Annotated in this window: 25 protein-coding genes; 14 read left to right on the forward strand and 11 right to left on the reverse strand. The window is 71.5% G+C overall.

What is annotated here, in order from left to right; translation table 11 throughout:
- Positions 1–4: 4 nt before the first annotated feature.
- From ABT041_RS29450 to ABT041_RS29495, 10 genes are all read left to right on the forward strand, one after another.
- Entirely contained in the window at positions 5–898 is an 894-nt protein-coding gene (locus tag ABT041_RS29450; RefSeq protein ID WP_351190023.1) for an N-acetylneuraminate synthase family protein, read from the forward strand.
- The gene (locus tag ABT041_RS29455; RefSeq protein ID WP_351190026.1) at positions 895–1,989 is read left to right on the forward strand and encodes a hypothetical protein; all 1,095 of its coding nucleotides are present in this window, start codon (positions 895–897) and stop codon (positions 1,987–1,989) included. The genes ABT041_RS29450 and ABT041_RS29455 overlap by 4 nt, the downstream gene beginning before the upstream one ends.
- 116 nt (positions 1,990–2,105) lie before the next feature.
- Positions 2,106–3,326 carry an amidohydrolase gene (locus tag ABT041_RS29460; RefSeq protein WP_351190029.1) on the forward strand — a complete coding sequence of 407 codons (1,221 nt, stop codon included), beginning with the start codon at positions 2,106–2,108 and terminating at the stop codon, positions 3,324–3,326.
- A 348-nt stretch (positions 3,327–3,674) separates the two neighbouring features.
- The gene (locus tag ABT041_RS29465; RefSeq protein WP_351190032.1) at positions 3,675–4,733 is read left to right on the forward strand and encodes a BMP family lipoprotein; all 1,059 of its coding nucleotides are present in this window, start codon (positions 3,675–3,677) and stop codon (positions 4,731–4,733) included.
- Between the two features lie 119 nt (positions 4,734–4,852).
- Positions 4,853–6,565, forward strand: a complete 1,713-nt coding sequence (locus ABT041_RS29470; protein WP_351190035.1) for an ABC transporter ATP-binding protein — start codon at positions 4,853–4,855, stop codon at positions 6,563–6,565.
- Positions 6,562–7,677 (forward strand): ABC transporter permease, encoded by a 1,116-nt coding sequence (locus ABT041_RS29475; protein ID WP_351190038.1) that lies wholly within the window; start codon positions 6,562–6,564, stop codon positions 7,675–7,677. The genes ABT041_RS29470 and ABT041_RS29475 overlap by 4 nt, the downstream gene beginning before the upstream one ends.
- On the forward strand, positions 7,674–8,936 hold the full coding sequence (locus ABT041_RS29480; RefSeq protein WP_351190041.1) for an ABC transporter permease: 1,263 nt from the start codon (positions 7,674–7,676) through the stop codon (positions 8,934–8,936). Before ABT041_RS29475 ends, ABT041_RS29480 begins: the two co-directional genes overlap by 4 nt.
- Positions 8,933–9,337: a cytidine deaminase gene (locus ABT041_RS29485; RefSeq protein ID WP_351190044.1), complete on the forward strand. Its 405-nt coding sequence runs from the start codon at positions 8,933–8,935 to the stop codon at positions 9,335–9,337. The genes ABT041_RS29480 and ABT041_RS29485 overlap by 4 nt, the downstream gene beginning before the upstream one ends.
- 81 nt (positions 9,338–9,418) lie before the next feature.
- Positions 9,419–10,696 (forward strand): thymidine phosphorylase, encoded by a 1,278-nt coding sequence (locus ABT041_RS29490; RefSeq protein WP_351190047.1) that lies wholly within the window; start codon positions 9,419–9,421, stop codon positions 10,694–10,696.
- A 99-nt stretch (positions 10,697–10,795) separates the two neighbouring features.
- On the forward strand, positions 10,796–11,386 hold the full coding sequence (locus ABT041_RS29495) for a Uma2 family endonuclease (RefSeq protein ID WP_351190050.1): 591 nt from the start codon (positions 10,796–10,798) through the stop codon (positions 11,384–11,386).
- Here ABT041_RS29495 and ABT041_RS29500 read toward each other — a convergent pair.
- The gene (locus ABT041_RS29500; RefSeq protein ID WP_351190053.1) at positions 11,379–12,020 is read right to left on the reverse strand and encodes an HAD family hydrolase; all 642 of its coding nucleotides are present in this window, start codon (positions 12,018–12,020) and stop codon (positions 11,379–11,381) included. The genes ABT041_RS29495 and ABT041_RS29500 overlap by 8 nt on opposite strands.
- 16 nt (positions 12,021–12,036) lie before the next feature.
- On the opposite strand from ABT041_RS29500, the gene ABT041_RS29505 reads away from it, so the two are divergent.
- The gene (locus tag ABT041_RS29505) at positions 12,037–12,345 is read left to right on the forward strand and encodes an STAS domain-containing protein (protein ID WP_351190056.1); all 309 of its coding nucleotides are present in this window, start codon (positions 12,037–12,039) and stop codon (positions 12,343–12,345) included.
- On the opposite strand, the gene ABT041_RS29510 is transcribed toward ABT041_RS29505, so the two are convergent.
- The 3 genes from ABT041_RS29510 to ABT041_RS29520 all read right to left on the reverse strand — a co-directional run bounded on the left by ABT041_RS29510 (position 12,334) and on the right by ABT041_RS29520 (position 15,439).
- Positions 12,334–13,305 (reverse strand): sigma-70 family RNA polymerase sigma factor, encoded by a 972-nt coding sequence (locus ABT041_RS29510; RefSeq protein ID WP_351190059.1) that lies wholly within the window; start codon positions 13,303–13,305, stop codon positions 12,334–12,336. The genes ABT041_RS29505 and ABT041_RS29510 overlap by 12 nt on opposite strands.
- An 84-nt stretch (positions 13,306–13,389) precedes the next feature.
- Positions 13,390–14,097: a L,D-transpeptidase gene (locus ABT041_RS29515; protein ID WP_351190062.1), complete on the reverse strand. Its 708-nt coding sequence runs from the start codon at positions 14,095–14,097 to the stop codon at positions 13,390–13,392.
- Positions 14,098–14,179: 82 nt separating this feature from the next.
- A complete protein-coding gene (locus ABT041_RS29520) occupies positions 14,180–15,439 on the reverse strand; it encodes an MFS transporter (RefSeq protein ID WP_351190065.1) in 1,260 nt (419 codons plus the stop codon).
- A 62-nt stretch (positions 15,440–15,501) separates the two neighbouring features.
- Between ABT041_RS29520 and ABT041_RS29525 the strand changes: the two genes are divergently transcribed.
- Complete coding sequence (locus ABT041_RS29525) at positions 15,502–16,473, forward strand: LysR family transcriptional regulator (RefSeq protein WP_351190068.1); 972 nt, start codon at positions 15,502–15,504, stop codon at positions 16,471–16,473.
- Positions 16,474–16,552: 79 nt separating this feature from the next.
- On the opposite strand, the gene ABT041_RS29530 is transcribed toward ABT041_RS29525, so the two are convergent.
- Both ABT041_RS29530 and ABT041_RS29535 read right to left on the reverse strand, forming a co-directional pair.
- Positions 16,553–17,329 carry an alpha/beta hydrolase gene (locus ABT041_RS29530; RefSeq protein WP_351190071.1) on the reverse strand — a complete coding sequence of 259 codons (777 nt, stop codon included), beginning with the start codon at positions 17,327–17,329 and terminating at the stop codon, positions 16,553–16,555.
- Between the two features lie 88 nt (positions 17,330–17,417).
- Entirely contained in the window at positions 17,418–18,191 is a 774-nt protein-coding gene (locus ABT041_RS29535) for a GNAT family N-acetyltransferase (RefSeq protein ID WP_351190074.1), read from the reverse strand.
- Positions 18,192–18,282: 91 nt separating this feature from the next.
- Between ABT041_RS29535 and ABT041_RS29540 the strand changes: the two genes are divergently transcribed.
- Together ABT041_RS29540 and ABT041_RS29545 are read left to right on the forward strand one after the other, a co-directional pair.
- Positions 18,283–19,437 (forward strand): adenosine deaminase, encoded by a 1,155-nt coding sequence (locus ABT041_RS29540; protein ID WP_351190077.1) that lies wholly within the window; start codon positions 18,283–18,285, stop codon positions 19,435–19,437.
- A 173-nt stretch (positions 19,438–19,610) separates the two neighbouring features.
- Positions 19,611–19,973, forward strand: coding sequence for a hypothetical protein (locus ABT041_RS29545; RefSeq protein WP_351190080.1), 363 nt, complete (start codon positions 19,611–19,613; stop codon positions 19,971–19,973).
- A 74-nt stretch (positions 19,974–20,047) separates the two neighbouring features.
- Here ABT041_RS29545 and ABT041_RS29550 read toward each other — a convergent pair whose 3' ends face one another.
- The 5 genes from ABT041_RS29550 to afsQ1 all read right to left on the reverse strand — a co-directional run bounded on the left by ABT041_RS29550 (position 20,048) and on the right by afsQ1 (position 24,123).
- Positions 20,048–20,248 (reverse strand): PspC domain-containing protein, encoded by a 201-nt coding sequence (locus tag ABT041_RS29550; protein WP_351190083.1) that lies wholly within the window; start codon positions 20,246–20,248, stop codon positions 20,048–20,050.
- A 90-nt stretch (positions 20,249–20,338) separates the two neighbouring features.
- Positions 20,339–20,818, reverse strand: coding sequence for a VanZ family protein (locus tag ABT041_RS29555; RefSeq protein ID WP_351190157.1), 480 nt, complete (start codon positions 20,816–20,818; stop codon positions 20,339–20,341).
- 502 nt (positions 20,819–21,320) lie between these two features.
- Positions 21,321–21,920 carry a hypothetical protein gene (locus ABT041_RS29560; RefSeq protein WP_351190086.1) on the reverse strand — a complete coding sequence of 200 codons (600 nt, stop codon included), beginning with the start codon at positions 21,918–21,920 and terminating at the stop codon, positions 21,321–21,323.
- Positions 21,917–23,449: an ATP-binding protein gene (locus tag ABT041_RS29565; protein ID WP_351190089.1), complete on the reverse strand. Its 1,533-nt coding sequence runs from the start codon at positions 23,447–23,449 to the stop codon at positions 21,917–21,919. The genes ABT041_RS29560 and ABT041_RS29565 overlap by 4 nt, the downstream gene beginning before the upstream one ends.
- The gene (afsQ1, locus tag ABT041_RS29570) at positions 23,446–24,123 is read right to left on the reverse strand and encodes a two-component system response regulator AfsQ1 (RefSeq protein ID WP_017239746.1); all 678 of its coding nucleotides are present in this window, start codon (positions 24,121–24,123) and stop codon (positions 23,446–23,448) included. Before afsQ1 ends, ABT041_RS29565 begins: the two co-directional genes overlap by 4 nt.
- Positions 24,124–24,127 lie beyond the last annotated feature (4 nt).

Here is a 24,127-nt window from a genome sequence, read left to right on the forward strand (position 1 = left end):
CACCATGAGCACCCGTCTGCGCACCCTCGGCACCAAGACCGCCGGCCCGGGTCAGCCCGTCTACGTCTGCGGCGAGATCGGCATCAACCACAACGGCGACCTCGGCAACGCCTTCAAGCTGATCGACGTGGCCGCCGAGGCCGGCTGTGACGCCGTCAAGTTCCAGAAGCGCACCCCGGAGATCTGCACCCCGCGCGACCAGTGGGACATCGAGCGCGACACCCCCTGGGGCCGGATGACGTACATCGACTACCGCCACCGCGTGGAGTTCGGCGAGGACGAGTACCGCGCCATCGACGAGCACTGCAAGGAGCGCGGCATCGACTGGTTCGCCTCCCCGTGGGACACCGAGGCCGTCGCCTTCCTGGAGAAGTTCGACGTCCCCGCCCACAAGGTCGCCTCCGCCTCCCTCACCGACGACGAGCTGCTCCGCGAGCTGCGCGCCACGGGCCGCACGGTGATCCTCTCCACCGGCATGTCGACGCCGAAGCAGATCCGCCACGCGGTCGAGGTCCTGGGCAGCGACAACATCCTGCTCTGCCACGCCACCTCCACGTACCCGGCGAAGGCCGAGGAGCTGAACCTGCGGGTCATCCAGACGCTGCAGGAGGAGTACCCGAACGTCCCGATCGGCTACTCCGGCCACGAGACCGGCCTCCAGACCACCCTCGCCGCCGTCGCCCTCGGCGCCACCTTCGTCGAGCGCCACATCACCCTCGACCGCGCCATGTGGGGCTCCGACCAGGCCGCCTCCGTCGAGCCGCAGGGCCTCCAGCGCCTGGTCCGTGACATCCGCACCATCGAGACCGCGCTCGGCGACGGCGTGAAGAAGGTGTACGAGTCGGAGCTCGGCCCGATGAAGAAGCTCCGCCGGGTCCAGGGCGCCGTCGCCGCATGACCGGGCAGCTGGCGTTCGTCGAGAGCCCGGTCCAGCTTCTGAACGTCCTGGAATGGGCGCACACGCAGGGGGGCCGCCCGGCCCCCGCGACCGGTGGGTCCACGGACGCCACCTCCCTCACGGTCGTCGTCCTCTCGCCGACCGACCCCATGTCGCGGGGCCAGTTGCGCCGCATGGCCCAGCTGGCCCGCGACGAGGGCCTCACCGTGCACTGGCAGGAGGCCCGCGGCGGCCGCGGCGCGCTCGTCCGCACCCTGCGGCAGCTCGCCCGGCCGCTGCGCTCGGCGGAGCGGGTGATCATCGGGGATCCGTTCTCCCGGTACGTCCAGCTCCTGCTGACCCTCTTCGCGCCCCGGCACCTGACGGTCGTCGACGACGGCACCGCGACCATGGAGTACGCCGCCCAGCTCGGCCGCGGCGAGCGCCTGGTGCGCTGGCACCGCAAGGGCAACCTCGGCCCGCGCGAGCTGGTCCTCGCCCCGGTGACCACGCTCGCCCGCCGGAAGCTCGCCCCCACCCGGGGCCGTACCGTCGAGATCTTCACCTCGCTGCCCGTGGAGGCCCCGCCGGGCGTCACGGTCACCGGGAACACGTACGCCTGGACCCGGGACACCTTCGGCCCGCCGCTGCTCACCGGCGGCGCGGACCTGGTCGGCACCTCGCTCGTCGAGACGGGCGTCGTCGACGCCGACCACTACGCGCGCGTGGTGAGCGAGCTCGCCCGCGCCCACGGCGCCACCCGCTACTTCGCGCACCGCCGGGAGAGCGCGGAGAAACTGCACCGCATCGCGGTCGAGACGGGCCTCCAGGTCGTCCGGCCCGATCTTCCCCTGGAGCTGATCGCCCGGCGCGGGCCCATCGGACGCACGGTCGTCAGCTTTCCGTCCACGGTCGTGCACACCCTGCCGCTGGCCCTCGCCGGCACGGGCGTGAAGGTCGCCGTCATCGAGATAGCGCCCGAGTGGCTGCGGGCGACCGCCTCACCGCGCGCCCAGGGCTTCCTGTCCGGGGTGGCGGGCACCGCGGCACACGAGGTCGACCGGCTCACGGCCCGGGCGGCACATCCGGCCGATCGGCTCGAATTCGGCTGAGCGTACCCACTAGGAGTGAGCTTCATGCCTGGGAAACCGAGATTCTTTCCCCTAAGGGGCTGAACTTTTCGTGATCAACGGGCAGTTGACCTCTCCACGGGCCTACCCTTCAAAGGGTGAACCAGTTGAAGTCCCGTGAGCCCGGCTCCGCCACCCTGCCCGGAACGCTGTCCGAACCCCTGCGTCACGAACTCGTGGCGTTCCGCAGGGACTTGCACATGCACCCCGAGCTCGGGAACCAGGAGTTCCGTACGACCGCGGCGCTCAAGGCCCGCCTGGAGGCGGCCGGCCTCGCGCCGAGGGTCCTGCCGGCGGGCACCGGGCTCATCTGTGACATCGGCACCCCGGACCCGGGCAGGCCCGTCCTCGCGATCCGCGCCGACCTCGACGCGCTGCCCATCCCCGACGTCAAGACCGTCTCCTACCGCTCCACCGTGGCCAACCGCGCCCACGCCTGCGGACACGACGTCCACACCACCACCGTCCTCGGCGCGGGCCTCGTCCTCGCCGAGCTCGACCGTCAGGGCCGGCTGCCGAACGCCGTGCGGCTGATCTTCCAGCCCGCCGAGGAGGTCCTGCCCGGCGGCGCCGCCGACGCCGTCGAGGCCGGCGTCCTGGACGGCGTCGGCCGGATCATCGCCGTCCACTGCGACCCCCGCGTCGACGCCGGGAAGATCGGGCTCAGGGTGGGCCCGATCACCTCGGCCTGCGACCGCCTGGAGATCACCCTCGACGGCCCCGGCGGCCACACCGCCCGCCCGCACCTCACCACCGACCTCGTCACGGCCGCCGCCCGGGTCGCCACCGACGTCCCCGCCGTCCTCGCCCGCCGCGTCGACGCCCGCTCCGGTCTCTCGGTCACCTGGGGCCGCATCGAGGCCGGTCACGCGCCCAACGTCATCCCGCAGCACGCCGCGCTCTCCGGCACCGTCCGCTGCCTCGACCTGCCGACCTGGCGGGAGGCGCCCGACCTGGTCCACGCGGCCATCGACGAGGTCGCCACCCTGCACCGGGCCAAGTCGACCGTCACCTACGTCCGCGGCGTCCCCCCGGTCGTGAACGACCCGCTCGTCACCGAACTGCTGCACGACGCCATGACGGCCCGCCGGGGCTCGCACTCCATCGAGGACACCGAGCAGAGCCTCGGCGGCGAGGACTTCTCCTGGTACCTGGAGCACGTCCCCGGCGCCATGGCCCGCCTCGGCGTGCGCACCCCCGGCGACACCCGGGTCCGTGACCTGCACGCCGGCGACTTCGACGTGGACGAGCGGTGCATCGAGGCAGGGGTCGAGCTGTTCACGGCCGCGGCCCTGCTCGACGGCACGCCCGAACGCTGATTTCCGGCCGGACGGAGGGCGGTCAGGGCGCCGTACGAAGGGCAGGACGCGCCGCACAGAGGGCGTGAACCGCTTCGAACACGTCCGCTCATCCGTCCGGCCCACCGCCCTCCCACGTCCGGCCCAGCGCCCGGCGCGTCGCCTCCCGGGCCCTGTCCGGCCACCCCGCCCGGGCGGTATAACCGGCAGTACCGGGCCGAACGCCCCCGGTCGCCTCCGACGGCCGGTTCGCGACGATCCGATAACGACTCATGAACGGGTCTTTAACTGACATCTACGCGCGTTACGATCGCCGCGAAACCAGCGCCGGAAGAGGCGCTTTCGGTCAGTCTTGAAGGGACCCTCCTCTTGCGCCGGATCACCAGGATCACGACCGTGGGCATCGCCTCCGCGGCGCTCGCGCTCTCCGCCACCGCGTGCGGCAAGTCGTCGAACGACACGGGCTCGAGCTCCAGCTCGTCCGCGGGCGCCATCAAGGCCGCCATCGCGTACGACATCGGCGGCCGCGGCGACCAGTCGTTCAACGACGCCGCCTACGCCGGCCTGCAGAAGGCCGAGAAGGAACTCGGTGTCAAGGGCTCCGAGGCCGAGCCGTCGCAGGGTGAGAGCGACGCCGACAAGGTCGCGCGTCTGACCTCCCTCGCCCGCGCCGGCAACAACCCGGTCATCGGCGTCGGCTTCTCCTACGCCCCGGCCATCGCGAAGGTCGCCAAGTCCTTCCCGAAGACCACGTTCGGCCTCATCGACGACACCTCGGTGACCGCCCCGAACATCGCCAACCTGGTCTTCAACGAGGAGCAGGGCTCCTACCTGGCCGGCGTCGCCGCCGCCAAGGCGTCCAAGTCCGGCACGGTCGGCTTCATCGGCGGTGTCGAGGTTCCGCTGATCAAGAAGTTCGAGGCGGGCTTCGCGCAGGGCGTCAAGGACACCAACCCCAAGGCGAAGGTGCTCGTCCAGTACCTGACCCAGCCGCCGAACTTCGACGGCTTCTCGAAGCCCGACCTCGGCAAGGCCGCCGCGCAGGGCCAGCTCGACAAGGGCGCCGACGTGATCTACGCCGCCGCCGGTCTCGCCGGCGCCGGCGCCATCGAGGCCACCGCCACCGCGGGCAAGTGGGCCATCGGCGTCGACTCCGACCAGTACAACCAGGCGGGTCTGGCCTCGTACAAGGACCACATCCTGACCTCGGTCACCAAGGACGTCTCCGGCTCGGTCTTCAACGTGATCAAGTCGGTCAAGGACGGCAAGCCGCAGACCGGTGAGATCCGCTACGGCCTCGCCACCAACGGTGTCGGCCTGGCCGACTCCAACCCGGCGTACATGAAGATGACGGACCTCATCGCGGCCGTGGACGCCGCGAAGAAGAACATCGTCGACGGCAAGATCACGGTCAAGACCGCTCCGTAAGGACACCCAGGTCACGACCTGAGCCCGGGCCTGGGATCCGGTGGCAACCCCCGCCGGATCCCGGGCCCTGGGCCCATTCCCGTACGGGTTTTCATTTTTCGGCAGCGCTACGCGCGTAGATGTCTCCCTGGCACGATAACTTCGCCCCGCCCTGCCCTCCCGCTCCCACTCCTTCCGGCCAAGGAGAGTGCGTCATCAACGCGTCCAGCCCCCCTGCCGTAGAACTGCACGGCATCACCAAGCGATTCCCCGGCGTCGTCGCCAACAAGGACATCGCCATCACGGTCCGCAAGGGCACCGTGCACGCCCTCATCGGCGAGAACGGCGCCGGCAAGTCGACCCTCATGAAGATCCTCTACGGCATGCAGAAGCCGGACGAGGGCACGATCGCCGTCGACGGCGAGCAGGTCACCTTCTCCAGCCCCGGTGACGCCATCGCGCGCGGCATCGGCATGGTGCACCAGCACTTCATGCTCGCCGACAACCTCACCGTCCTGGAGAACGTCGTCCTCGGCGGCGAGAAGCTCTACGGCATCGGTGCCAAGGCGCGGAAGAAGATCATGGAGATCTCCGACGCGTACGGCCTCGGGGTCCGCCCCGACGTCCTCGTCGAGGACCTCGGCGTCGCCGACCGGCAGCGCGTGGAGATCCTCAAGGTCCTCTACCGCGGCGCCCGGATCCTCATCCTCGACGAGCCGACCGCCGTCCTCGTCCCGCAGGAGGTCGACGCGCTCTTCGACAACCTGCGCGAGCTCAAGTCCGAGGGCCTCACGGTCATCTTCATCTCGCACAAGCTGGGCGAGGTCCTGAAGGTCGCCGACGACATCACCGTCATCCGCCGGGGCACCACGGTCGGCACCGCCGACCCGAAGACCGCCACCACCAAGCAGCTCGCCGAGCTGATGGTCGGCAGCGAGCTGCCCTCGCCGGAGACCCGCGAGTCGACGGTCACGGACGTCCCGATGCTCAAGGTCGAGAACCTGAGCCTGGTCGAGAGCGGCGCCGCCGCCGCACCGCTGACCACGGCCGCCCCGGCCGACCCCTCCGCCACGGTCACCGTGCACGAGGAGGTCGCCACCGGGCGCAAGCTCCTCGACGACATCTCGCTCACCATCCACAAGGGCGAGATCCTCGGCATCGCCGGCGTCGAGGGCAACGGCCAGACCGAGCTCATCGACGCGCTGATGGGCATGGCCATCCCCGACGCGGGTGTCATCACCCTCGACGGCGAGGACATCTCCAAGTTCTCCGTGCGCAGGCGCCGCGAGGGCGGCATCGGCTACATCCCCGAGGACCGCCACCGCCACGGCCTGCTCCTGGAGGCCCCCCTCTGGGAGAACCGCATCCTCGGCCACGTCACCGAGGCCCCCAACTCCAAGCGCGGCATCCTCGACCCGAAGGCCGCCCGCAAGGACACGGAGCGGATCGTGCGCGAGTACGACGTCCGCACGCCCGGCATCGACGTCACCGCGTCCTCGCTCTCCGGCGGCAACCAGCAGAAGCTGATCGTCGGCCGAGAGATGAGCCACAACCCCAAGTTCCTGATCGCCGCCCACCCCACCCGCGGTGTGGACGTCGGCGCGCAGGCGCAGATCTGGGACGCGATCCGGGACGCCCGCCGCGCGGGCCTCGCGGTGCTGCTGATCTCCGCCGACCTCGACGAGCTGATCGGCCTGTCCGACACCCTCCGGGTCATGTACCGCGGCAAGCTGGTCGCCGACGCCGACCCCGCCACCATCACGCCCGAGCAGCTGGGATCCGCCATGACCGGCGCGGCCACCGGCCGGCTCGAAGGCACCGAAGAGCAGCCCGAAGACGGTGACGCCCGATGAAGAAGATCGACAAGGACAAGCTGATCATCGGGGCCGCAGGCCCCGTGCTCGCGCTGGTCTCGTCCTTCGTGCTCACCGTCCTGGTGCTGCTCGCGACGGGCCTCGACCCGATCGAGCCGATCCGTCTGATGATCGAGAACGCCGGGTACTCCGACGTCCAGGTCCTGATCGTCAACTACACCGGAATCCTCTATCTGGCGGCCCTGGGTGTCTCCATCGGCTTCCGGATGAACCTCTTCAACATCGGCGTCGAGGGCCAGTACCGCCTCGCCGCGATGGTCTCGGCGCTGGTCGGCGCGGCCGTCGACCTGCCCGGTCCGCTGCACATCCTGGTCATCGTGCTGGTCGCCATCGCGACCGGCGCCCTCTGGGCCGGTATCGCGGGCATCCTGAAGACCACCCGTGGTGTCTCCGAGGTCGTCTCCACGATCATGCTCAACGCCATCACCACCTCCCTGGTGGCCTGGCTGATCCTGCCGAAGAACTTCGGCGTCCAGCCCGCCGGCTCCAACGACCTCACCACCGGTCAGATCCCCGAGTCCGGCTGGTTCCCCGGCATCGACATGGGCGAGGGCGGCGAGATCTACGGCTTCACCTTCGTCGCGCTGGCGCTCGGCGTCGTCTACTGGTTCGTCATCAACCGCACGCGCTTCGGCTTCGACCTGCGCGCCACCGGTGAGAGCGAGTCCGCGGCCCAGGCCAGCGGTGTCGACGCCAAGAAGATGATCATCACCGCGATGCTGATCTCGGGTGGCCTCGCCGGTCTCGCCGGCATGCCGATCCTGCTCGGCGAGTCGCACACGTACAGCCTCGCGTTCCCGGTCGGCGTCGGCTTCACCGCCATCACCGTCGCCCTGCTCGGCCGCAACCACCCGGTCGGCATCCTCTTCGCCGCCCTGCTCTTCGCGTTCCTCGAGAAGGCGTCCTCCAGCCTGGACATCGCGGGGTACCCGAAGGAGATCACGCAGATCATGCAGGGCATCATCGTGATCGCCGTGGTCGTCTCCTACGAGCTCGTCCGCCGTTACGGCCTCCGCCGCCAGCAGCAGAAGGTCGGCGAGGAGCTCGCCGCCGGTGGCGCCATCAAGACCGACAAGGAGGTGACGGCATGACGACCGGCACCGTTGCCAAGCCGAGCGCCGCGCCCAAGAAGGCCGGACGCCGCAAGCTGACCTGGCCCTGGATCCTGCTGATCGTCGCGGCCGGCCTCGTCCTCTTCTCGCTCGTCCGCGTGGTCTCCGGCGCCGACGACCTCACCTCCGTCGGCCAGATCTCCGGCGCGCTCCAGCTCGCCGTGCCGATCGCCATGGCCGGCCTCGGAGGCCTGTGGGCCGAGCGCGCGGGCGTCGTGAACATCGGCCTCGAAGGCATGATGATCCTCGGCACCTGGTTCGGCGCCTGGGCCGGCTACCAGTGGGGCCCCTGGACGGGTGTCGTCGTCGGCATCATCGGCGGCGCGGTCGGCGGTCTGCTGCACGCGATCATCACCGTCACGTTCAACGTGAACCACATCGTCTCCGGTGTGGCCATCAACATCCTCGCGGTCGGCTTCACCCAGTACCTGTCGAACTTCACCTTCGCCGAGGCCGAGGGCGGCTCCTCGAAGCAGTCCCCGCGCATCGACAAGATCACCGACATCACCATCCCGGGACTCTCGGACTGGCTGATCGACCTCCAGCAGAAGCACTGGTTCCTGATCTCGGACCTCGCCGGCATCCTCGGCGGTCTGGTCACCAACCTGTCGCTGCTGACGATCGTGGCCGCCCTGCTCATCCCGGCCACCTGGTGGCTGCTCTGGCGCACGTCCTTCGGCCTGCGCCTGCGCTCCTGCGGTGAGAACCCGGTCGCGGCCGAGTCGCTTGGCGTCAACGTCTACAAGTACAAGTACATCGCCGTCGTCGTCTCCGGCGGTCTGGCCGGTCTCGGCGGCGCCTTCCTGGCGATCGTCTCCACCGGCATCTACCAGGAGGGCCAGACCGGCGGCCGCGGCTACATCGGTCTCGCCGCGATGATCTTCGGCAACTGGATGCCCGGCGGCATGGCGCTCGGCGCGAGCCTCTTCGGCTTCACCGACAGCCTCAAGATCCGCGGTGGCGCCGAGAACGTCCACGCGCTGCTGCTGCTCGTCGCGCTGCTCCTGGTGATCGCCGCCCTGTGGCAGCTGTACAAGAAGAAGTACGTGGTCGCGGCCATTTCCGCCGCCTTCTCCGCCGCGTTCTTCATCTGGTACTTCCTCACCGACGAGGTCCCGAGCCAGTTCGTCGACGCCGCCCCGTACATCACCACCCTGCTCGTGCTGGCCCTCTCGGCGCAGCGCCTGCGGATGCCGAAGGCGGACGGCCTGCCCTACCGGAAGGGCCAGGGCAAGTGACGCCCGCCGCTGCGAAGCCCGACTGGGACCTCCTCCGGGAGACCGCCCGCGAGGCGATGTCCCACGCGTACGCCCCGTACTCCGGCTTTCCGGTCGGCGCGGCGGCCCTCGTGGACGACGGGCGGGTGATCTCCGGCTGCAACGTGGAGAACGCCTCCTTCGGCCTCGGCCTGTGCGCCGAGTGCGGGCTGGTCTCGCAGCTCCAGGCGACCGGTGGCGGCCGGCTCACGCACTTCGTGTGCGTGGACGGCCGGGGCGAGTCCCTGGTCCCGTGCGGGCGCTGTCGGCAGCTCCTGTACGAGTTCGGGGGCCCCGAGCTCGTCCTGGAGACCCCGGCCGGGTTCCTCACCCTGGCGGAGATGCTCCCGCAGGCCTTCGGCCCGGACCACCTCAGCAGGTAGTACCTCGGAGCGACCCTTCCGGCACGATGGGAAGGGTCGCTCCCCTTTCCCCCCTCTATGCGCGTAGAAAGAGGCACCACCATGGACGTCATCTCCGTCATCCGTACCAAGCGGGACAAGGGCGAGCTGAGCCCCGAGCAGATCGACTGGGTCATCGACGCCTACACCCGCGGTGTGGTCGCCGACGAGCAGATGTCCGCCCTGGCCATGGCCATCCTGCTGAACGGCATGAACCGCGCGGAGATCGCCCGCTGGACCGCCGCGATGATCGCGTCCGGCGAGCGCATGAACTTCGACTCGCTCTCCCGGCCGACCGCCGACAAGCACTCCACCGGCGGTGTCGGCGACAAGATCACCCTTCCGCTCGCCCCGCTCGTCGCCGCCTGCGGCGCGGCCGTGCCGCAGCTCTCCGGCCGCGGCCTCGGCCACACGGGCGGCACGCTCGACAAGCTGGAGTCCATCCCGGGCTGGCGCGCGCTGCTCTCCAACGAGGAGATGCTGCACGTCCTCGACACCACGGGCGCGGTCATCTGCGCGGCGGGCGACGGCCTGGCCCCGGCGGACAAGAAGCTGTACGCGCTCCGCGACGTCACCGGCACGGTCGAGGCGATCCCGCTGATCGCCTCCTCGATCATGTCGAAGAAGATCGCCGAGGGCACCGGCTCCCTGGTCCTGGACGTCAAGGTCGGCACCGGCGCCTTCATGAAGAACATCGAGGACGCGCGCGAGCTGGCCCGGACGATGGTGGGGCTCGGCACGGACAGCGGCGTGAAGACGGTCGCGCTCCTCACGGACATGTCGACCCCGCTCGGCCTCACCGCCGGCAACGCCCTCGAGGTCCGCGAGTCCGTCGAGGTCCTGGCGGGCGGCGGCCCGAAGGACGTCGTCGACCTGACGGTCGCCCTCGCGGCCGAGATGCTGGCCGCCGCCGGCATCAAGGACGCCGACCCGGCGAAGGCCCTCGCGGACGGCTCGGCGATGGACGTCTGGCGCCGGATGATCGCGGCCCAGGGCGGCGACCCGGACGCGACGCTCCCGGTGGCCCGCGAGCAGCACGTCGTCACGGCTCCGTCGACCGGTGTCCTCACCCGCCTGGACGCGTACGACATCGGCATCGCCGCCTGGCGCCTGGGCGCGGGCCGCGCCCGCAAGGAGGACCCGGTGCAGGCGGGCGCGGGCGTCGAGCTCCACGCGAAGCCGGGCGACACGGTGACGGCGGGCCAGCCGCTGCTGACCCTCCACACGGACACGCCGGAGAAGTTCGACTACGCGCTGAAGTCCCTGACGGGCGCGTGGGACATCGCGGCCCCGGGCACGGAGTTCACTCCGAACCCGATCGTCCTGGACCGCATCGCATAGGCATATGCCTAAGACACCTTCGGGTGAACGGGACCGGTGGACCCCCGCCGGTCCCGTTCGGCATGCTGGGATCGGTGACGACCGAATGAGGAGCACACCATGAGCGCACTCGCTGCCGAGCCCCAGCTCGACCAGGGCAATGGCTGGGACGACCTGGTCCGTCGCTGGGAGTCGATGGAGTGGCCCGAGGGCTGCAAGGTGGAGATCATCGAGGGGATCATCACCGTGGCGCCGTCGCCGTCCGGTACCCACAACGACATCGCCGATGAGGTGCAGCGGGCTCTGTACCCGGTGATTCGCCGGGACTGGGGCGTCTACCAGACGCAGCCCGTAGCCATCCCCACCCGGGTGGGCATGTTCATCCCGGATGTTCTGGTGGCCCCTAAGAAGTCTGTGCGTGAAGCGGGCCGCGGCCTCTTGGCGGCAGAGGCCGAGCTCGTCGTCGAGATCACCTCGCAGAGCAACGCGAACCACGACAGGGTCGCGAAAATGCAGGGCTACGCCACCGCAGGCGTGCCCCTCTATCTGCTCATCGACCGCTGGCACTCCGGCCGCCCCACCGCCACGCTCTACGGCGAGCCGAAGAACGGCCTGTACCGCGTCCTCGACGTGGTCGAGTTCGGCCGGGAGATCCACCTCCCCGCCCCCTTCGACCTCACCCTCGGCACCGCCGAGTTCCCCGTCAGCTGAACAGCAGCCCCGGCAGCTCCCGCATGGAGTCGAAGACCACCGTCCGCGGGCCCATCAGCCGGTCCGCCCGTGTCAGGCCGCCGCAGTAGCCGAAGGCGCGCATGCCGGCGGCGCGGGCCGCCTGGACGCCGTACGGGCTGTCCTCGACGACCGCGCAGCGCTCCGGCGGGACGCCCATGGTGGCCGCCGCGTGCAGGAAGAGGTCCGGGGCGGGCTTGGCGCGGGCGACGTCGCGGGCGCTGAAGATCCGGCCCTCGAAGCGGTCGAGCAGCCCCGTGCGGCCGAGGTTCTTGCGGATGCTCGCGTGGCTGCCGTTGGAGGCGAGGCAGTACGGGACGGACAGCGCGTCCAGGACGTCCGTGACGCCCTCCACGGCCGTCAGCTCCGCGTCCAGGGCGTCCTCGTACCGCTGCTTGAAGGGCGCCTGCCAGCCGGGCTCCAGGGGGCGGCCCCGCCGCTCCTCCACGATCGCCGTGAGCATCTCGTGCGAGGAGCCGACGAAGTAGTCGGCCATCTCCGACTCGGTGAACTCGGCACCGAGCGACGCGAACACCTCCCGGTCCACCCGACAGTAGATCCGCTCGCTGTCCACCAGCACGCCGTCGCAATCGAAGATCACCAGATCGACACTCATGCCCGGGAGCCTAGCGATGAGTTCCGGGCGCGCCGACGGTCAGAGGGGTGTGGACACCCGTCAGCCCCTCGTCGTGACCCTGCCCGCCCACCCCACCCGGGAGGAGCTGGCCCGCCTCTGCGCCGAGCTCGCCGCCGCCCCGCCCCGGGACGTCGTCTGCGAGGCCGGCGCGCTCGCGGGCGCCGACCTCACCGCCGTCGACGCCCTCGCCCGGCTCAAGCTCGCCGCCGGCCGCCATGGCCACCGCATCCGCTACGAGGGGATCGGGCCCGAGCTGCGGACCCTGCTCCTCCTCACCGGCCTCGCCGAAACGCTAGGCCTCTAGCCGCTCCGGCAGGTCGAAGAGCGGGAACCAGCGCGCGGTGTCCAGGAAGAAGTCCATCCCGCCCACCTTGCCGTCCCGCAGCTCCAGGACGATCAGCGCCCACGGGCTGTAGCCGCCCGCCGGGTCCGGGTGGTAGTGCGCGAAGGCCGGGGAGCCGTTCGCCACGGTGGCGACCAGCTTCGAGCCCCGGCACACGTCGCCGACGCCCAGCATCCAGCCGACGATGTCGTCGTGGCCCTGGAGCCACAGGTCGTACGGCGGCATGGACATCGTCGCGTCCTCGTGGAGGAGCGCCGTCAGGGCCTTCATGTCGTAGCCCTCGAAGGCGGCGACATAGCGCTCCAGGAGCGCCTGCTGCTCCTCGTCCAGTGGGTTCGCCGGGTCGGAGGCGGCCGGCGCCTGCTCGGCGAGAGTCGCGCGGGCCCGCTGGAGGGCGCTGTTGACCGAGGCGACGGAGGTGTCGAGGAGCTCGGCGACCTCGCTCGCCTTCCAGGCGAGCACCTCGCGCAGGATGAGCACGGCCCGCTGCTTCGGCGGCAGGTGCTGGAGCGCGGCCACGAACGCGAGCCGGACGGACTCGCGGGAAAGGGCCGTCTCCGCCGGGTCCCCGGCCGAGGGCATGACCCGCCCGTCCGGGATCGGCTCCAGCCAGGTGATCTCCGGCTGCTTCACGAGCTGCGCCTGCGCCACCGGCGTCGGCCCGGTCAGGTCCATGGGCCGGGCCCGCCTGTTGCCCGCGTTCAGCGCGTCCAGGCAGACGTTGGTGGCGATCCGGTACAGCCAGGACCGCAGCGAGGAGCGGCCCTCGAAGGAGTCGACGGCCTTCCAGGCGCGGACCATCGTGTCCTGCACCGCGTCCTCCGCCTCGAAGGAGGAACCGAGCATCCGGTAGCAGTAACCGGTCAGTTCCCTGCGGTACTTGTCGAGTTCCTCGGTCGTCGCGGCCGCGGCATCGCTCATCGGGTCCACACCCCACTCACCCCTCACCGGCACCCGTTCGGCACCGGTGAGAGCGAAGCTACCGCAGCGCACTGACAGCCGGGGTCAGGTTCCCGGCTTGCGGCCGTAGACGAAGACGTCGTCGCCGTTCCTGAGGAGGTTCCAGTACGCCTTCGCGTCCGCCGGGCGCATGTTGACGCAGCCGCCGGAGCCCGGCGGGTTCCACATGGACTTGGTGGTCGAGTGGAAGGCCTGGCCGCCGTCGAAGAACTGCGAGTACGGCATGGAGACGTGGTAGATCGTCGACCAGTGGTTGATGTTCCGCCAGTAGATCTTCTTGGAGCCGGTACGGGTCTCGGTGCCGTCCTTGCCCGTACGGACCGGCACGGGCCCGTACTTGAGGCGCGAGCCGTCCTGGATCCAGCTGAGCTGGCGGGTCAGGTCGACGCAGGCGATCCGGCCGCGGTTGGTCGGGCAGGTGCCCGCGCGGTTGGGGTTGGTGCCCGCCGCCCTCTGCTGGATCATCGTGTTCATCGTGCGCCAGGTGATCGGCCCCGCGTACCCCATGGTCGGGGTGATCCCGTGCTTGGCCTGGAAGGCCTGGATGGCCTGACAGTCGCCGAGCGACTGGCGCCCGTCGACCGTCCGCCCGAGGAACTTCTCCACCTGCTTCTGGTACGGCCCCGTCGTCACGTTGCAGGACGCCGCCTGCGCCGGGGCCGTACCGAGCGCGATCGTCATCGGCACCACGAGCGAGGTGATCCCCGCTGCGATGCCCGTCCTTCTGCCGAGGTGCCCCGCGATTCGTTTCATGATCGTCAACTCCCCCTAGAGTCCCTGTATTTGAGGACGTAAGGGGGAGTGTGACGGTTGCAGCCCGGGAGCGGGAGACCGCCTACGCCGTCGCCGGGTGCAGGCGCCGGGCCTCCACCCGCGCGCTGTGCGAGCCGTACAGGGTGGTCGCGACCACCCCGAGGACCGCGACCAGGCCGATCAGGACCGTGCCCGCCCAGCCGCCCGCGTGGAAGGCGATCGCGCCGAGCGTGCCGCCCGCGCTGCTGCCCAGGTAGTACGCCGACTGGTACAGGGCCGAGGCCTGCGCGCGGCCCGTCTTCGCCGTGCGGCTCACCGAGGAGGAGGCGACCGCGTGGCCCGCGAAGAAACCGGCCGTGATCAGGACCAGTCCCGTGAGGACGAGGGCGAGGGAGTCGGACAGCGAGAACAGCAGGCCCGCCGCCGTCGTCGTCACCGCGAGGTACAGCGCGCCGCGCCGGCCGAGACGGCCGACCAGCTTGCCGGCCGCGGCGGAGGAGACCGTACCGACCAGGTACACCAGGAAGATCGAGCCGATCACACCCTGCGGCAGCGAGAACGGCGCCTCCACCAGGCGGTAGCCGATCACCGTGTACACGGCGCCGAAGACCGTCATGAACAGCGCGCCGATCACGTACAGACGCATCAGGAGCGGGTCGGCCAGGTGACCGCGGACGGTCTTCGCGAGCGCCTTCGGATTCAGCGTGCCGGGCGTGAAGTGCCGGGCCTTCGGCAGCAGTACCCGGAAGGCGAGCGCGCACGCCAGGGAGGTCAGGCCGACGGCGGCCAGACCCGCGCGCCAGCCCCACAGCTGCGCGACCCAGCCGGTCACGAGCCGGCCGCTCATGCCGCCGATCGAGTTGCCCGCCACGAAGAGGCCGATCGCGGCGATCAGCGCCTTGGGCCGTACCTCCTCGGCGAGGTACGCCATCGCCGAGGCCGGGAGGCCGGCCAGCGCGGCGCCCTGGACCGCACGGAGCGCGATCAGCGACTCCAGGTTCGGGGCGAGCGGCACCAGGAGGGCCACGGCGACCGCGACGGAGAGGGAGGCGGTCATCATCGCGCGCCGGCCGAAGCGCTCCGAGAGGGCGCTGAGCGGCAGGACGCAGAGGGCGAGTGCGCCGGTCGCGGCGGAGACCGTCCACGAGGCGGCGGAGGCGGTGGCGCCGAACTCGGCCGAGATGGCCGGGAGGAGGGCCTGCGTGGAGTAGAGGAGGGCGAAGGTGGCCAGTCCGGCGGCGAAGAGCGCGAGGCTCATCCGGCGGTAGCCGGGGGCACCGGGGGAGAGGCGGGTGTCGGCGGACGCGGTGGTGGCGGCCGCCTTGGTACTGGCGGAAGGCATGTCACGAACGTAGGACGGTCCGCTTCATGCGTCCAATGCACGGAACTGCTGTAATCGTTCCCATGGTGCATGAGTACAGGTCACAGCCTCGCCTGTCACCGAACAGTAACGAAGAAGACATGGGACTGCTGCTCGCGCCGCGGCTCGCGTACTTCGCGGCCGTCGCGCGGCACGAGCACGTGACCCGGGCCGCGGCCGAGATGGGCGTGCCGCAGTCGACGCTCTCGCGGGCCATGGTCCGGCTGGAGGAGGACCTCGGCGTCACCCTCTTCGCCCGGCGCGGGCGCACGGTCTCCCTCACCCCGGCGGGCCGCCGCTTCCTCACCGCCGCCGACCGGGCCCTCGCCGAGGTGGAGCGGGCCGCCGACACCGTACGGGCCGATGCCGACCCGACGGCGGGCCGGGTCGCCTTCGGCTTCCTCCACACCATGGGGTCCGAGACCGTCCCCGGCCTCATCCGCGCCTTCCGCGTCGACCACCCGAGGATCCGCTTCACCCTCGTCCAGAACTACGGCGAGGCCATGATCGAGCGGCTGCGGGCCGGGGACCTCGACCTCTGCCTGACCTCCCCGGTGCCGGACGCCCCCGACCTGGTGGCCCGGCGCCTCGACGAACAGCGGCTGCGGCTCGTCGTCCCGGACGACCACCGGCTCGCGGGCCGCAAGCGGGTGCGGCTCGCGGAGGCGGCGGAGGAGACCTTCGTGACCCTGGAGCCGGGGTACGGGCTCCGCCGCATCACCGACGACCTGTGCGCGGAGGCCGGCTTCAAACCCCGGGTCGCCTTCGAGGGCGAGGAGGCCGAGACCCTGCGCGGCCTGGTCGCCGCGGGGCTCGGCGTCGCCCTGCTGCCGCCGCCGGCCGTGCCCCGCCCGGGCGTCGTCGAACTGACGGTCACCGCGCCGCGCGCGGTCCGCGAGATCGGCGTGGCGTGGCTGGACGGCCATCCGGACACGGCTCCGGTGGCCGCCTTCAAGAAGTTCCTGCTGAGCAGGCGCGGCCACCTGCTCCCGAAGGAGCCGTCACCCCCGGCGTGAGGCCCCCTGGCGTGAGGTCGCCCCCTCGGCATGAGGCCCGTCCGCCCGGCGTGAGGCCGTCACCCCCGGCGTGAGGCCGTCATTTCCGGCGTGAGCTGCCGAAGCCCGCCGCCAGCGGCATCCGCAGGCCGAGCGGTGGGGGAGCCGCCATCGCGTCGGTCACCGGGCGGGCGACCGGCCGGGAGAACAGGGCGCCGAGCACGAAGTCCACGGCGAGGGCCCGGACCTCGGCCGCGTACTGGCGCAGCGCGTGGCCGTCCGAGTGGACCTCGAAACGGCAGGTGTCCCGGTTCGCCTTCTTGGCCCGCTCGGCGAACCGGAACGACAGCTCCGGGTCCGTCCGCGCGTCGTTCGTGCCGTGCACCAGCAGCACCCTGCGCCCCACCAGCTGCCGCACCGGCTCCGGCTCCGCCGCCACGTCGTCCTCCGGCAGCCAGGGTGCGAGCGCCAGCACCGCGGCGACCGCCGGGTGCCCGGCCGCCCGCAGCGCCGCCCGCGCCCCCATCCCGTGCCCCAGGAGGCAGACCGGGACGTCGCCGTAGCGCCGTACGGCCTCCTCGACCGCCCAGGAGGCGTCCGCCACGAGGTCGGCGTCCGCGCCGTTCCAGCCGCGCGCCCGGTAGCGCACCACGTGCGCCGCGAGCCCCTCGGACCGGCCCGCCCGCACCAGTTCACGTGCCGGCGGAAGCATCGCCGCGTGCGCCCGCGCGGAGGCCCGCCGCGCCGACACCGGCTCACCGTCCGGCAGCAGCAGCACCACGCCGCCCACCGCCGAAGCCGCCGACCGGGAACTGACGGGGCGCCCGAGCCGGGGTCTCCGGGTCTCGGGCGGCCCCACGAGTGCGAAGTGCGCCATGGCAGAACAGTCTCAGAAGGAGAGGTGTACGCCAGTCGTACGCGCGGTCTCTGTTACGTATCGTCCGGAGACCGAACGCCCTTTGTTCCTAAACCCGTTCGAACCGGGCCACCGAGCCGACGACCGTGAAGCCCTTCCGGCCGTACCAGGTGTGCGGCCAGTCCTCCGAGAACGCGGTGAGGAAACGGGTCGAGCAGCCCGCCGCGGCGGCCTCGTGCAGGGCGGTGTCCAGCACCTTCCCCGCGTACCCCCGCTTCAGGTGGGCCTCCACCGTGACCAGGTCCTCGATCTGCGCGACCCCCGCCGCCGGGTCCATGTACAGATCGGCCCAGGCGGCCACCTCCCCCTCCGGGGTGTACGCGGCGAAGAACCGCACGACGTCGGCACCCCGCCGCCGCGCCACCCGCCGCTCCACCAGGTGGTCGATCACCTCCGGCGTCGCGTGCGGGGCGAACCGCGGCCAGGAGGCGGCGACCGGGCCGCGCAGCTCGTCGAAGTCCACCTCCCGCGCCCCGCCGTGCTCCGGGACCGGGCCGGTGTGGGCCATGATCAGCGTGGTGGCGTGCCGGAACCCGGCCCGCTCCATCGGCCCCAGGCAGGCGGCGGCGACCTGCTCGTCGAGGACGTACGCGAAGCGGTACGGGAGATGGCTCTGCGCCTCGTCCGTGTAGCCGGCCAGTGCCTCCGGGTTCACCGCCCCGTAGGCGAGCACATGGTTGTTGCCCCGCGAGTGCCGGTACTCGTCGTCGAGTACCGCGACGGCGCCCGGGAACTCGACGGTACGGGCCGCCTGCCGGCGGTGGAAGTCGGACAGGAAGCGGTGGATGCGCGGCAGTTCGGCCGCGGCCGTGGTCGAGGTCATGCGGGCAGGCTAGGCGCCCCGTCCTCGCGCCGCCACGAGAAAAACGGCGCCGCACGGGGTGTTCTACGCGCGTAGGGGCTAGAGTGCGGAAATGACGAGCCAGACCCCCAACGTCCCCACCGCGGACCAGATCCGCCGTGCCCCGAAGGTGCTGCTCCACGACCACCTTGACGGCGGACTGCGCCCCGGCACGATCATCGAACTCGCCCAGGAACAGGGCTACGGGCAGCTCCCCGAGACGGAGCCCGACAAGCTCGGCATCTGGTTCCGCGAAGCCGCCGACTCCGGGTCCCTGGAGCGGTACCTGGAGACCTTCGCGCACACCTGCGCCGTCATGCAGACCCGGGAAGCCCTCTTCCGCGTCGCCGCGGAGTGCGCCGTCGACCTCGCCGAGGACGGCGTCGTCTACGCCGAGGTGCGCTACGCCCCCGAGCAGCACCTGGAGGGCGGCCTCACCCTCGAAGAGGTCGTGGAGGCCGTCAACGAGGGCTTCCGCGAGGGCGAGCGCCGGGCCAGGGCGAGCGGTCACCGCATCCGCGTCGGCGCCCTGCTCACCGCCATGCGGCACGCCGCCCGCGCCCTGGAGATCGCCGAACTCGCCAACCGCTACCGCGACTCCGGCGTCGTCGGCTTCGACATCGCGGGCGCCGAGGCCGGCTACCCGCCCACCCGTCACCTCGACGCCTTCGAGTACCTCAAGCGGGAGAACAACCACTTCACCATCCACGCGGGCGAGGCCTTCGGGCTTCCCTCGATCTGGCAGGCGCTCCAGTGGTGCGGCGCCGACCGGCTCGGCCACGGCGTCCGGATCATCGACGACATCGAGGTCGCCGACGACGGCTCGGTCCGCCTCGGCCGCCTCGCGGCCTACGTCCGCGACAAGCGCATCCCGCTGGAGATGTGCCCCTCCTCCAACCTCCAGACCGGCGCCGCCGCCTCCTTCGCCGAGCACCCCATCGGTCTGCTCCGCAGGCTCCATTTCCGGGCCACGGTCAACACCGACAACCGGCTGATGAGCGGCACGAGCATGAGCCGGGAATTCGAGCTGCTGATCGATGCATTCGATTACACGCTCGATGACATGCAGTGGTTCACGGTCAATGCGATGAAATCAGCGTTCATTCCTTTCGATGAACGACTCGCCATGATCAACGAGGTCATCAAGCCCGGATACGCCGAGCTCAAGTCCGAATGGCTGTTCCAGCAGACCGCCACGACCAGCGAGTCTTCCCGTACGGCAGGCTGAAAGACACCCCGCAAAGGGGGCCGGAGCGGTCGGGTCGTCGCGACACCCGGCCGCTTTCCGGTGTTTGCGGAGGCGACGTTCGCTGGTTAGGTTGCAGAGCCGCTCTCGATTCCCAGGATTTCCCCGACCGGCTTTTCCCCGAAGCCCCCGGATTCCCCAAGGAAGATTCTCTGATGAAGCAGTCTGCCGCCAAGAAGCTCGGTGTCGCCGCTCTCGGTGTCGCTTTCGCCGCTGCCGGCGCCGGCACGGCCTCCGCCGCGCCCCTGCCGCTCGACGCCGACGCGCTGGGCACGGTGACCTCGGCCGTCCCGCTGGGTGACGGCCTCACCACGCTCCCTGACGGCGCCTCCGAGTCCCTCGGTGCCGGCCAGGGCGCCCTCGGCCAGGGTGTCGACCAGGGCGTGAAGACGCTCCCGGCCGCCGCCGGCCAGGCCACCCAGAACCTCCCGCTCGACGCCGCCGCCGGCGGCCTCGGCGCCACCCCGGTCGGCGGCCTCCTCGGCGGCCTGCCGCTGAACGGTCTGCCGATCGGCTGACCGGTCGCCGTACACGCCGAAGGGGCGCGCACCCGGAACCCGGGTACGCGCCCCTTCGGCGTACGCACGCCGGACTACCAGGCGCTGCTCGCCGTCTTCTCCGCCGGCAGGAAGATCCACAGGCCCAGGTAGATCAGGAACTGCGGGCCCGGCAGCAGACACGAGGCCAGGAAGATCAGACGCATCGTCGTCGCGGAGGTGCCGAAGCGCCGGGCCAGCGCCGCGCACACTCCGCCGAGCACGCGTCCTTCACGGGGGCGGGACAGTGCGGCCATGGTGGGCTCCTTCGGAGTCGGTCCGGGAGCCGCTCTTCCGGGCTCCCGATGACTCCATCCTGCCGTCGTGAACGGGGACGAAGCGTCCGTCTACGGGGCGATCGGGACCCTGGAAATCGTCGGGGTCGCACCCTGAGGACGCTCCGCCCGCCGCAGCCGGCTCCGGCAGGCCGGGACCACGAGGAGGTGCGCGAGGGCGACGCCGGTCGTGTTCAGGAGTACGGAGTCCACGTCGACGACCTGCCCCGGCACGGCGGTCTGGAGCAGCTCGACGGCCAGCGACACGAGCGCGCCGGCGGCGGTCGTACGGGTCAGGGAGGCCCAGCCGGAGACGTGCAGCCGTCCGTCGGCCATCGGCAGCAGCACGCCCAGCGGGGCCAGGAACAGCAGGCCCTCGCCGATCAGCCGCGCGGCCTCGGCACCGCCGAGCGCGAGGTCGGCGCGGATGCCGTGCAGGGGGATCGTGTTCGGGGCGGTCACCCACGCGACGTCCCGTGGGCGCAGGCTGACCCAGGCGACGAGCAGCAGATGCGCGAGGAGCAGGACGAACCCCGCCACGCGGACGACCATGGCGGCCTGGCCGCCCGAACCTTGACGCTGCACGCCCGTGAAGACGCACGCCACAGCGGAATCGGTTCCGCGGCCTCGGGTGCGCCGTCGCGGACCCGGTTCGTGGACCTGCACCCACCCCCGTTGTGGGCATGCGTTCCGCCGGGGCGGTGCCCCCGTTGTGGGCAGGCGTTCCGCAAGGGGCGGAACGGGTGGGCACAACGGAACGGCGCCCTTGCCGGCGCCAGAGGCTTACGCGCCCTGACCCGCACCACCCGCTCGGTGCACATGGGTGCGGGTCCAGGCGCGGAACGCGGAGGCGCCGCTGAGGGCGCCGTCCCGTGTGCCCACCCGTCCCGCCCTGCGGGACGATTGCCCACACGGCAGCGGGGCACCGCCCCTTGCGGAACGCGTGCCCGCACGGGGGCGGACCGGCGCACCGCCCCGCCGGGCGCGGGCCCACAGAGGGGCGGACCGGAACGCCGCCCGCCCGGGCGCGGGCACACGTGGGTCGGGGCGGGGGTCAGCCCGTAGGGGTTGGTGCCGTTGTCGGGGGTGTCGAGTCCGGGCGTTCCCGGAGCGTCGCCGTGCAGCGGTACCGCTTGGGCGCGTACGCCCCCGGCCCCCCGAGCAGCACCGTATGCTCCCCCGCCCCCGCCGAGCTCTCCGCGAACGTGCAGACCAGCTGCGACAGGGCCGTCGGCGCGAGGTCCTCCGGCTGGCGGCTCAGCCGCAGCGTGCCCGCCGGGTCGCCCCGGTGCCCGCCGCCGACCGTCAGCGGCCCCCGTACCTCGGTCGTGAAGCCGGCCTGCCGCTCGCTCTCCGAAGGCTCGGCGAGCAGCTGCGCCAGCAGCCCCCCGGCCGTGCGCACCGGATCGCCGCCCGCCTTCTCCTCCGGCAGCGGCGACCGCCGGTCCACCGCCTCCAGCTGCGAGCTGCAGACCAGGAACACCCGGACCGGCACGCCCTGCGCCGCCGTCTCCTGCGGACCCTCGTCGGTCACGCTGCACGGGACCCGCGACGGGGCCGCGCCCGCGTCCACCGGGACCGAGGTGGTGCGGATGCCGCAGCCGGTGAGCAGGGCGGTGAGCGCGACCGCCGGGACCAACAGGCGACGCCTCACGATTCCTCCACCTCGCCCTGGCTGCTGCGCGTCTGCACCTCGCGCGTGATTCCCGAGGCGTCCAGCGGCAGTCGCAGCACGAACACCGCGCCGTCGACCTTCCCGTCCTCGCCGACCGAGTTCGACGCCGTGATCGAACCGCCGTGGATCAGCGCGTTCTCCATGGCGATCGACAGGCCGAGCCCGCTGCCCTCGGACCGCGGCCGGGACGCGCTCGCCTTGTAGAAGCGGTCGAAGACGTGGGGAAGCACTTCCTCGGGGATGCCGGGCCCGTTGTCGCGCACGGCGATGACCAGCTCCTCGTCGTCCGTGCGCACCGACACCCGCACCGGCGAACCGCCGTGCTTGAGCGCGTTCCCGATCAGGTTCGCCAGGATGACGTCGAGGCGGCGCGGGTCGAGCGGCGCGACGATCCCGCGCTCGGCGTCGAGCTCGACCGCGTCCAGCCAGGCTCGCGCGTCGATGCACGCGGTGATCTGGTCCGCGATGTCCACGTCGTCGAGGACGAGCCGCGCGGTGCCCGCGTCGAAGCGGGTCACCTCCATCAGGTTCTCCACCAGGTCGTTGAGGCGCCGGGTCTCGCTCACCACGAGCGCGACCGCCGGGGCGATCATCGGGTCCAGGGAGTCCTGCTCGTCCTCCAGGACCTCGGTGACGGCCGTCAACGCGGTCAGCGGGGTCCGCAGCTCGTGCGACATGTCGGCCACGAAGCGCCGCGAGGACTCCTCCCGCGCGCTCATGGCCGCGACCTTCTTCTGCAGCGACTCGGCCGCGCTGTTGAACGTACGGGACAGATCGGCCAGTTCGTCCGCTCCGGAGACCCGCAGCCGGGTGTCGAGCTTGCCCTCGCCGAGCTGCCGGGCCGCCTCGCCGAGCCGGTGCACCGGACGCAGCACGGTCGTCGCCGCGACCTGCGCGAGCAGCACCGAACCGGCCACCGCGAGCGCGGTGGCGATCCCCAACGACCAGGCGAGCGAGTTCAGATCGGCCTTCTCCGCGGCCAGCGACTTGAACATGTACCCGGCGGGACCGCCGCCGTCGATCCGCGTCCCGCCGACCAGGTAGGGCGTCCCGTTACGCTCCGTACGCTGCCAGAACAGGTGGTACGCGTACGGATCGGTGTCCGTCACCTGCCGCTTGGTGTCCACCGCGTCTCGCAGCGAGCGCGGCACGTCGGCCAGGGTGAAGTCGTCCGGGTCCGAGGCGCCCACGATCGGCTTGCCCGCGGCCCGTTCGCCCAGCAGCAGCACCTGGTAGTCGGCGGCGCTGCCGCTCGCCATCTGCTCGGCGGTGTGCCGCAGGTCGTCCTGGGTGGGCCGGAGCGGCAGCGTCGCCGCCCGGTTCTGCATCTCCTGCCGGAAGTCGTTGAGCGCCCCGTCCTGGGTGCGGGTCAGCACCGCCTCACGGTTCAGCCAGTACGCGATGCCGGAGGCGGCGACGGCCGCGGTGAGCGCGACGAGGGCGAAGACGACGACGAGCCGCAGCCGCAGGCTCGAGAACCGCAGCCGCGCGTAGATCCCTTTGCTCACGCAGGGACGTCCAGCCGGTAGCCGACCCCGCGGACCGTACGGATCAGCGTCGGCGAGGACGGCACGTCCTCCACCTTGGCGCGCAGCCGCTGCACACAGGCGTCGACGAGCCGCGAGTCGCCCAGGTAGTCGTGCTCCCACACGAGCCGCAGCAACTGCTGCCGGGACAGCGCCTGTCCGGGCCGCCGGCTCAGCTCCAGGAGCAGCCGCAGCTCGGTCGGGGTGAGCTGGAGGTCCTCGCCGTTCTTGGTGACCGTCATCGCCGAACGGTCGATCACCAGCGAGCCGTACGTCGCCGAGTCCGTCGACTCGCGCTCCCCGCGCCGCAGCACGGCCCGGATGCGGGCGTCGAGCACCCGCCCCTGCACCGGCTTCACGACGTAGTCGTCGGCGCCGGACTCCAGCCCGACGACCACGTCGATGTCGTCGCTGCGCGCGGTCAGCAGGATGATCGGCAGCTGGTCGGTCCTGCGGATGCGCCGGCAGACCTCGAAACCGTCGATGCCGGGCAGCATGACGTCGAGCACGACCAGGTCCGGCCGCTGCTCGCGCAGCAGCTGGAGACCGTCCTCGCCCGTGGCGGCGGTGGCCACCCGGTGACCCTGCCGGGACAGGGAGAGTTCGAGGGCCGTGCGGATGGCGTCGTCGTCCTCGATCAGCAACAGAAAAGGCACGCCG

This window comes from Streptomyces sp. NPDC002825 (genome assembly GCF_040295385.1).
Classification (GTDB): domain Bacteria; phylum Actinomycetota; class Actinomycetes; order Streptomycetales; family Streptomycetaceae; genus Streptomyces.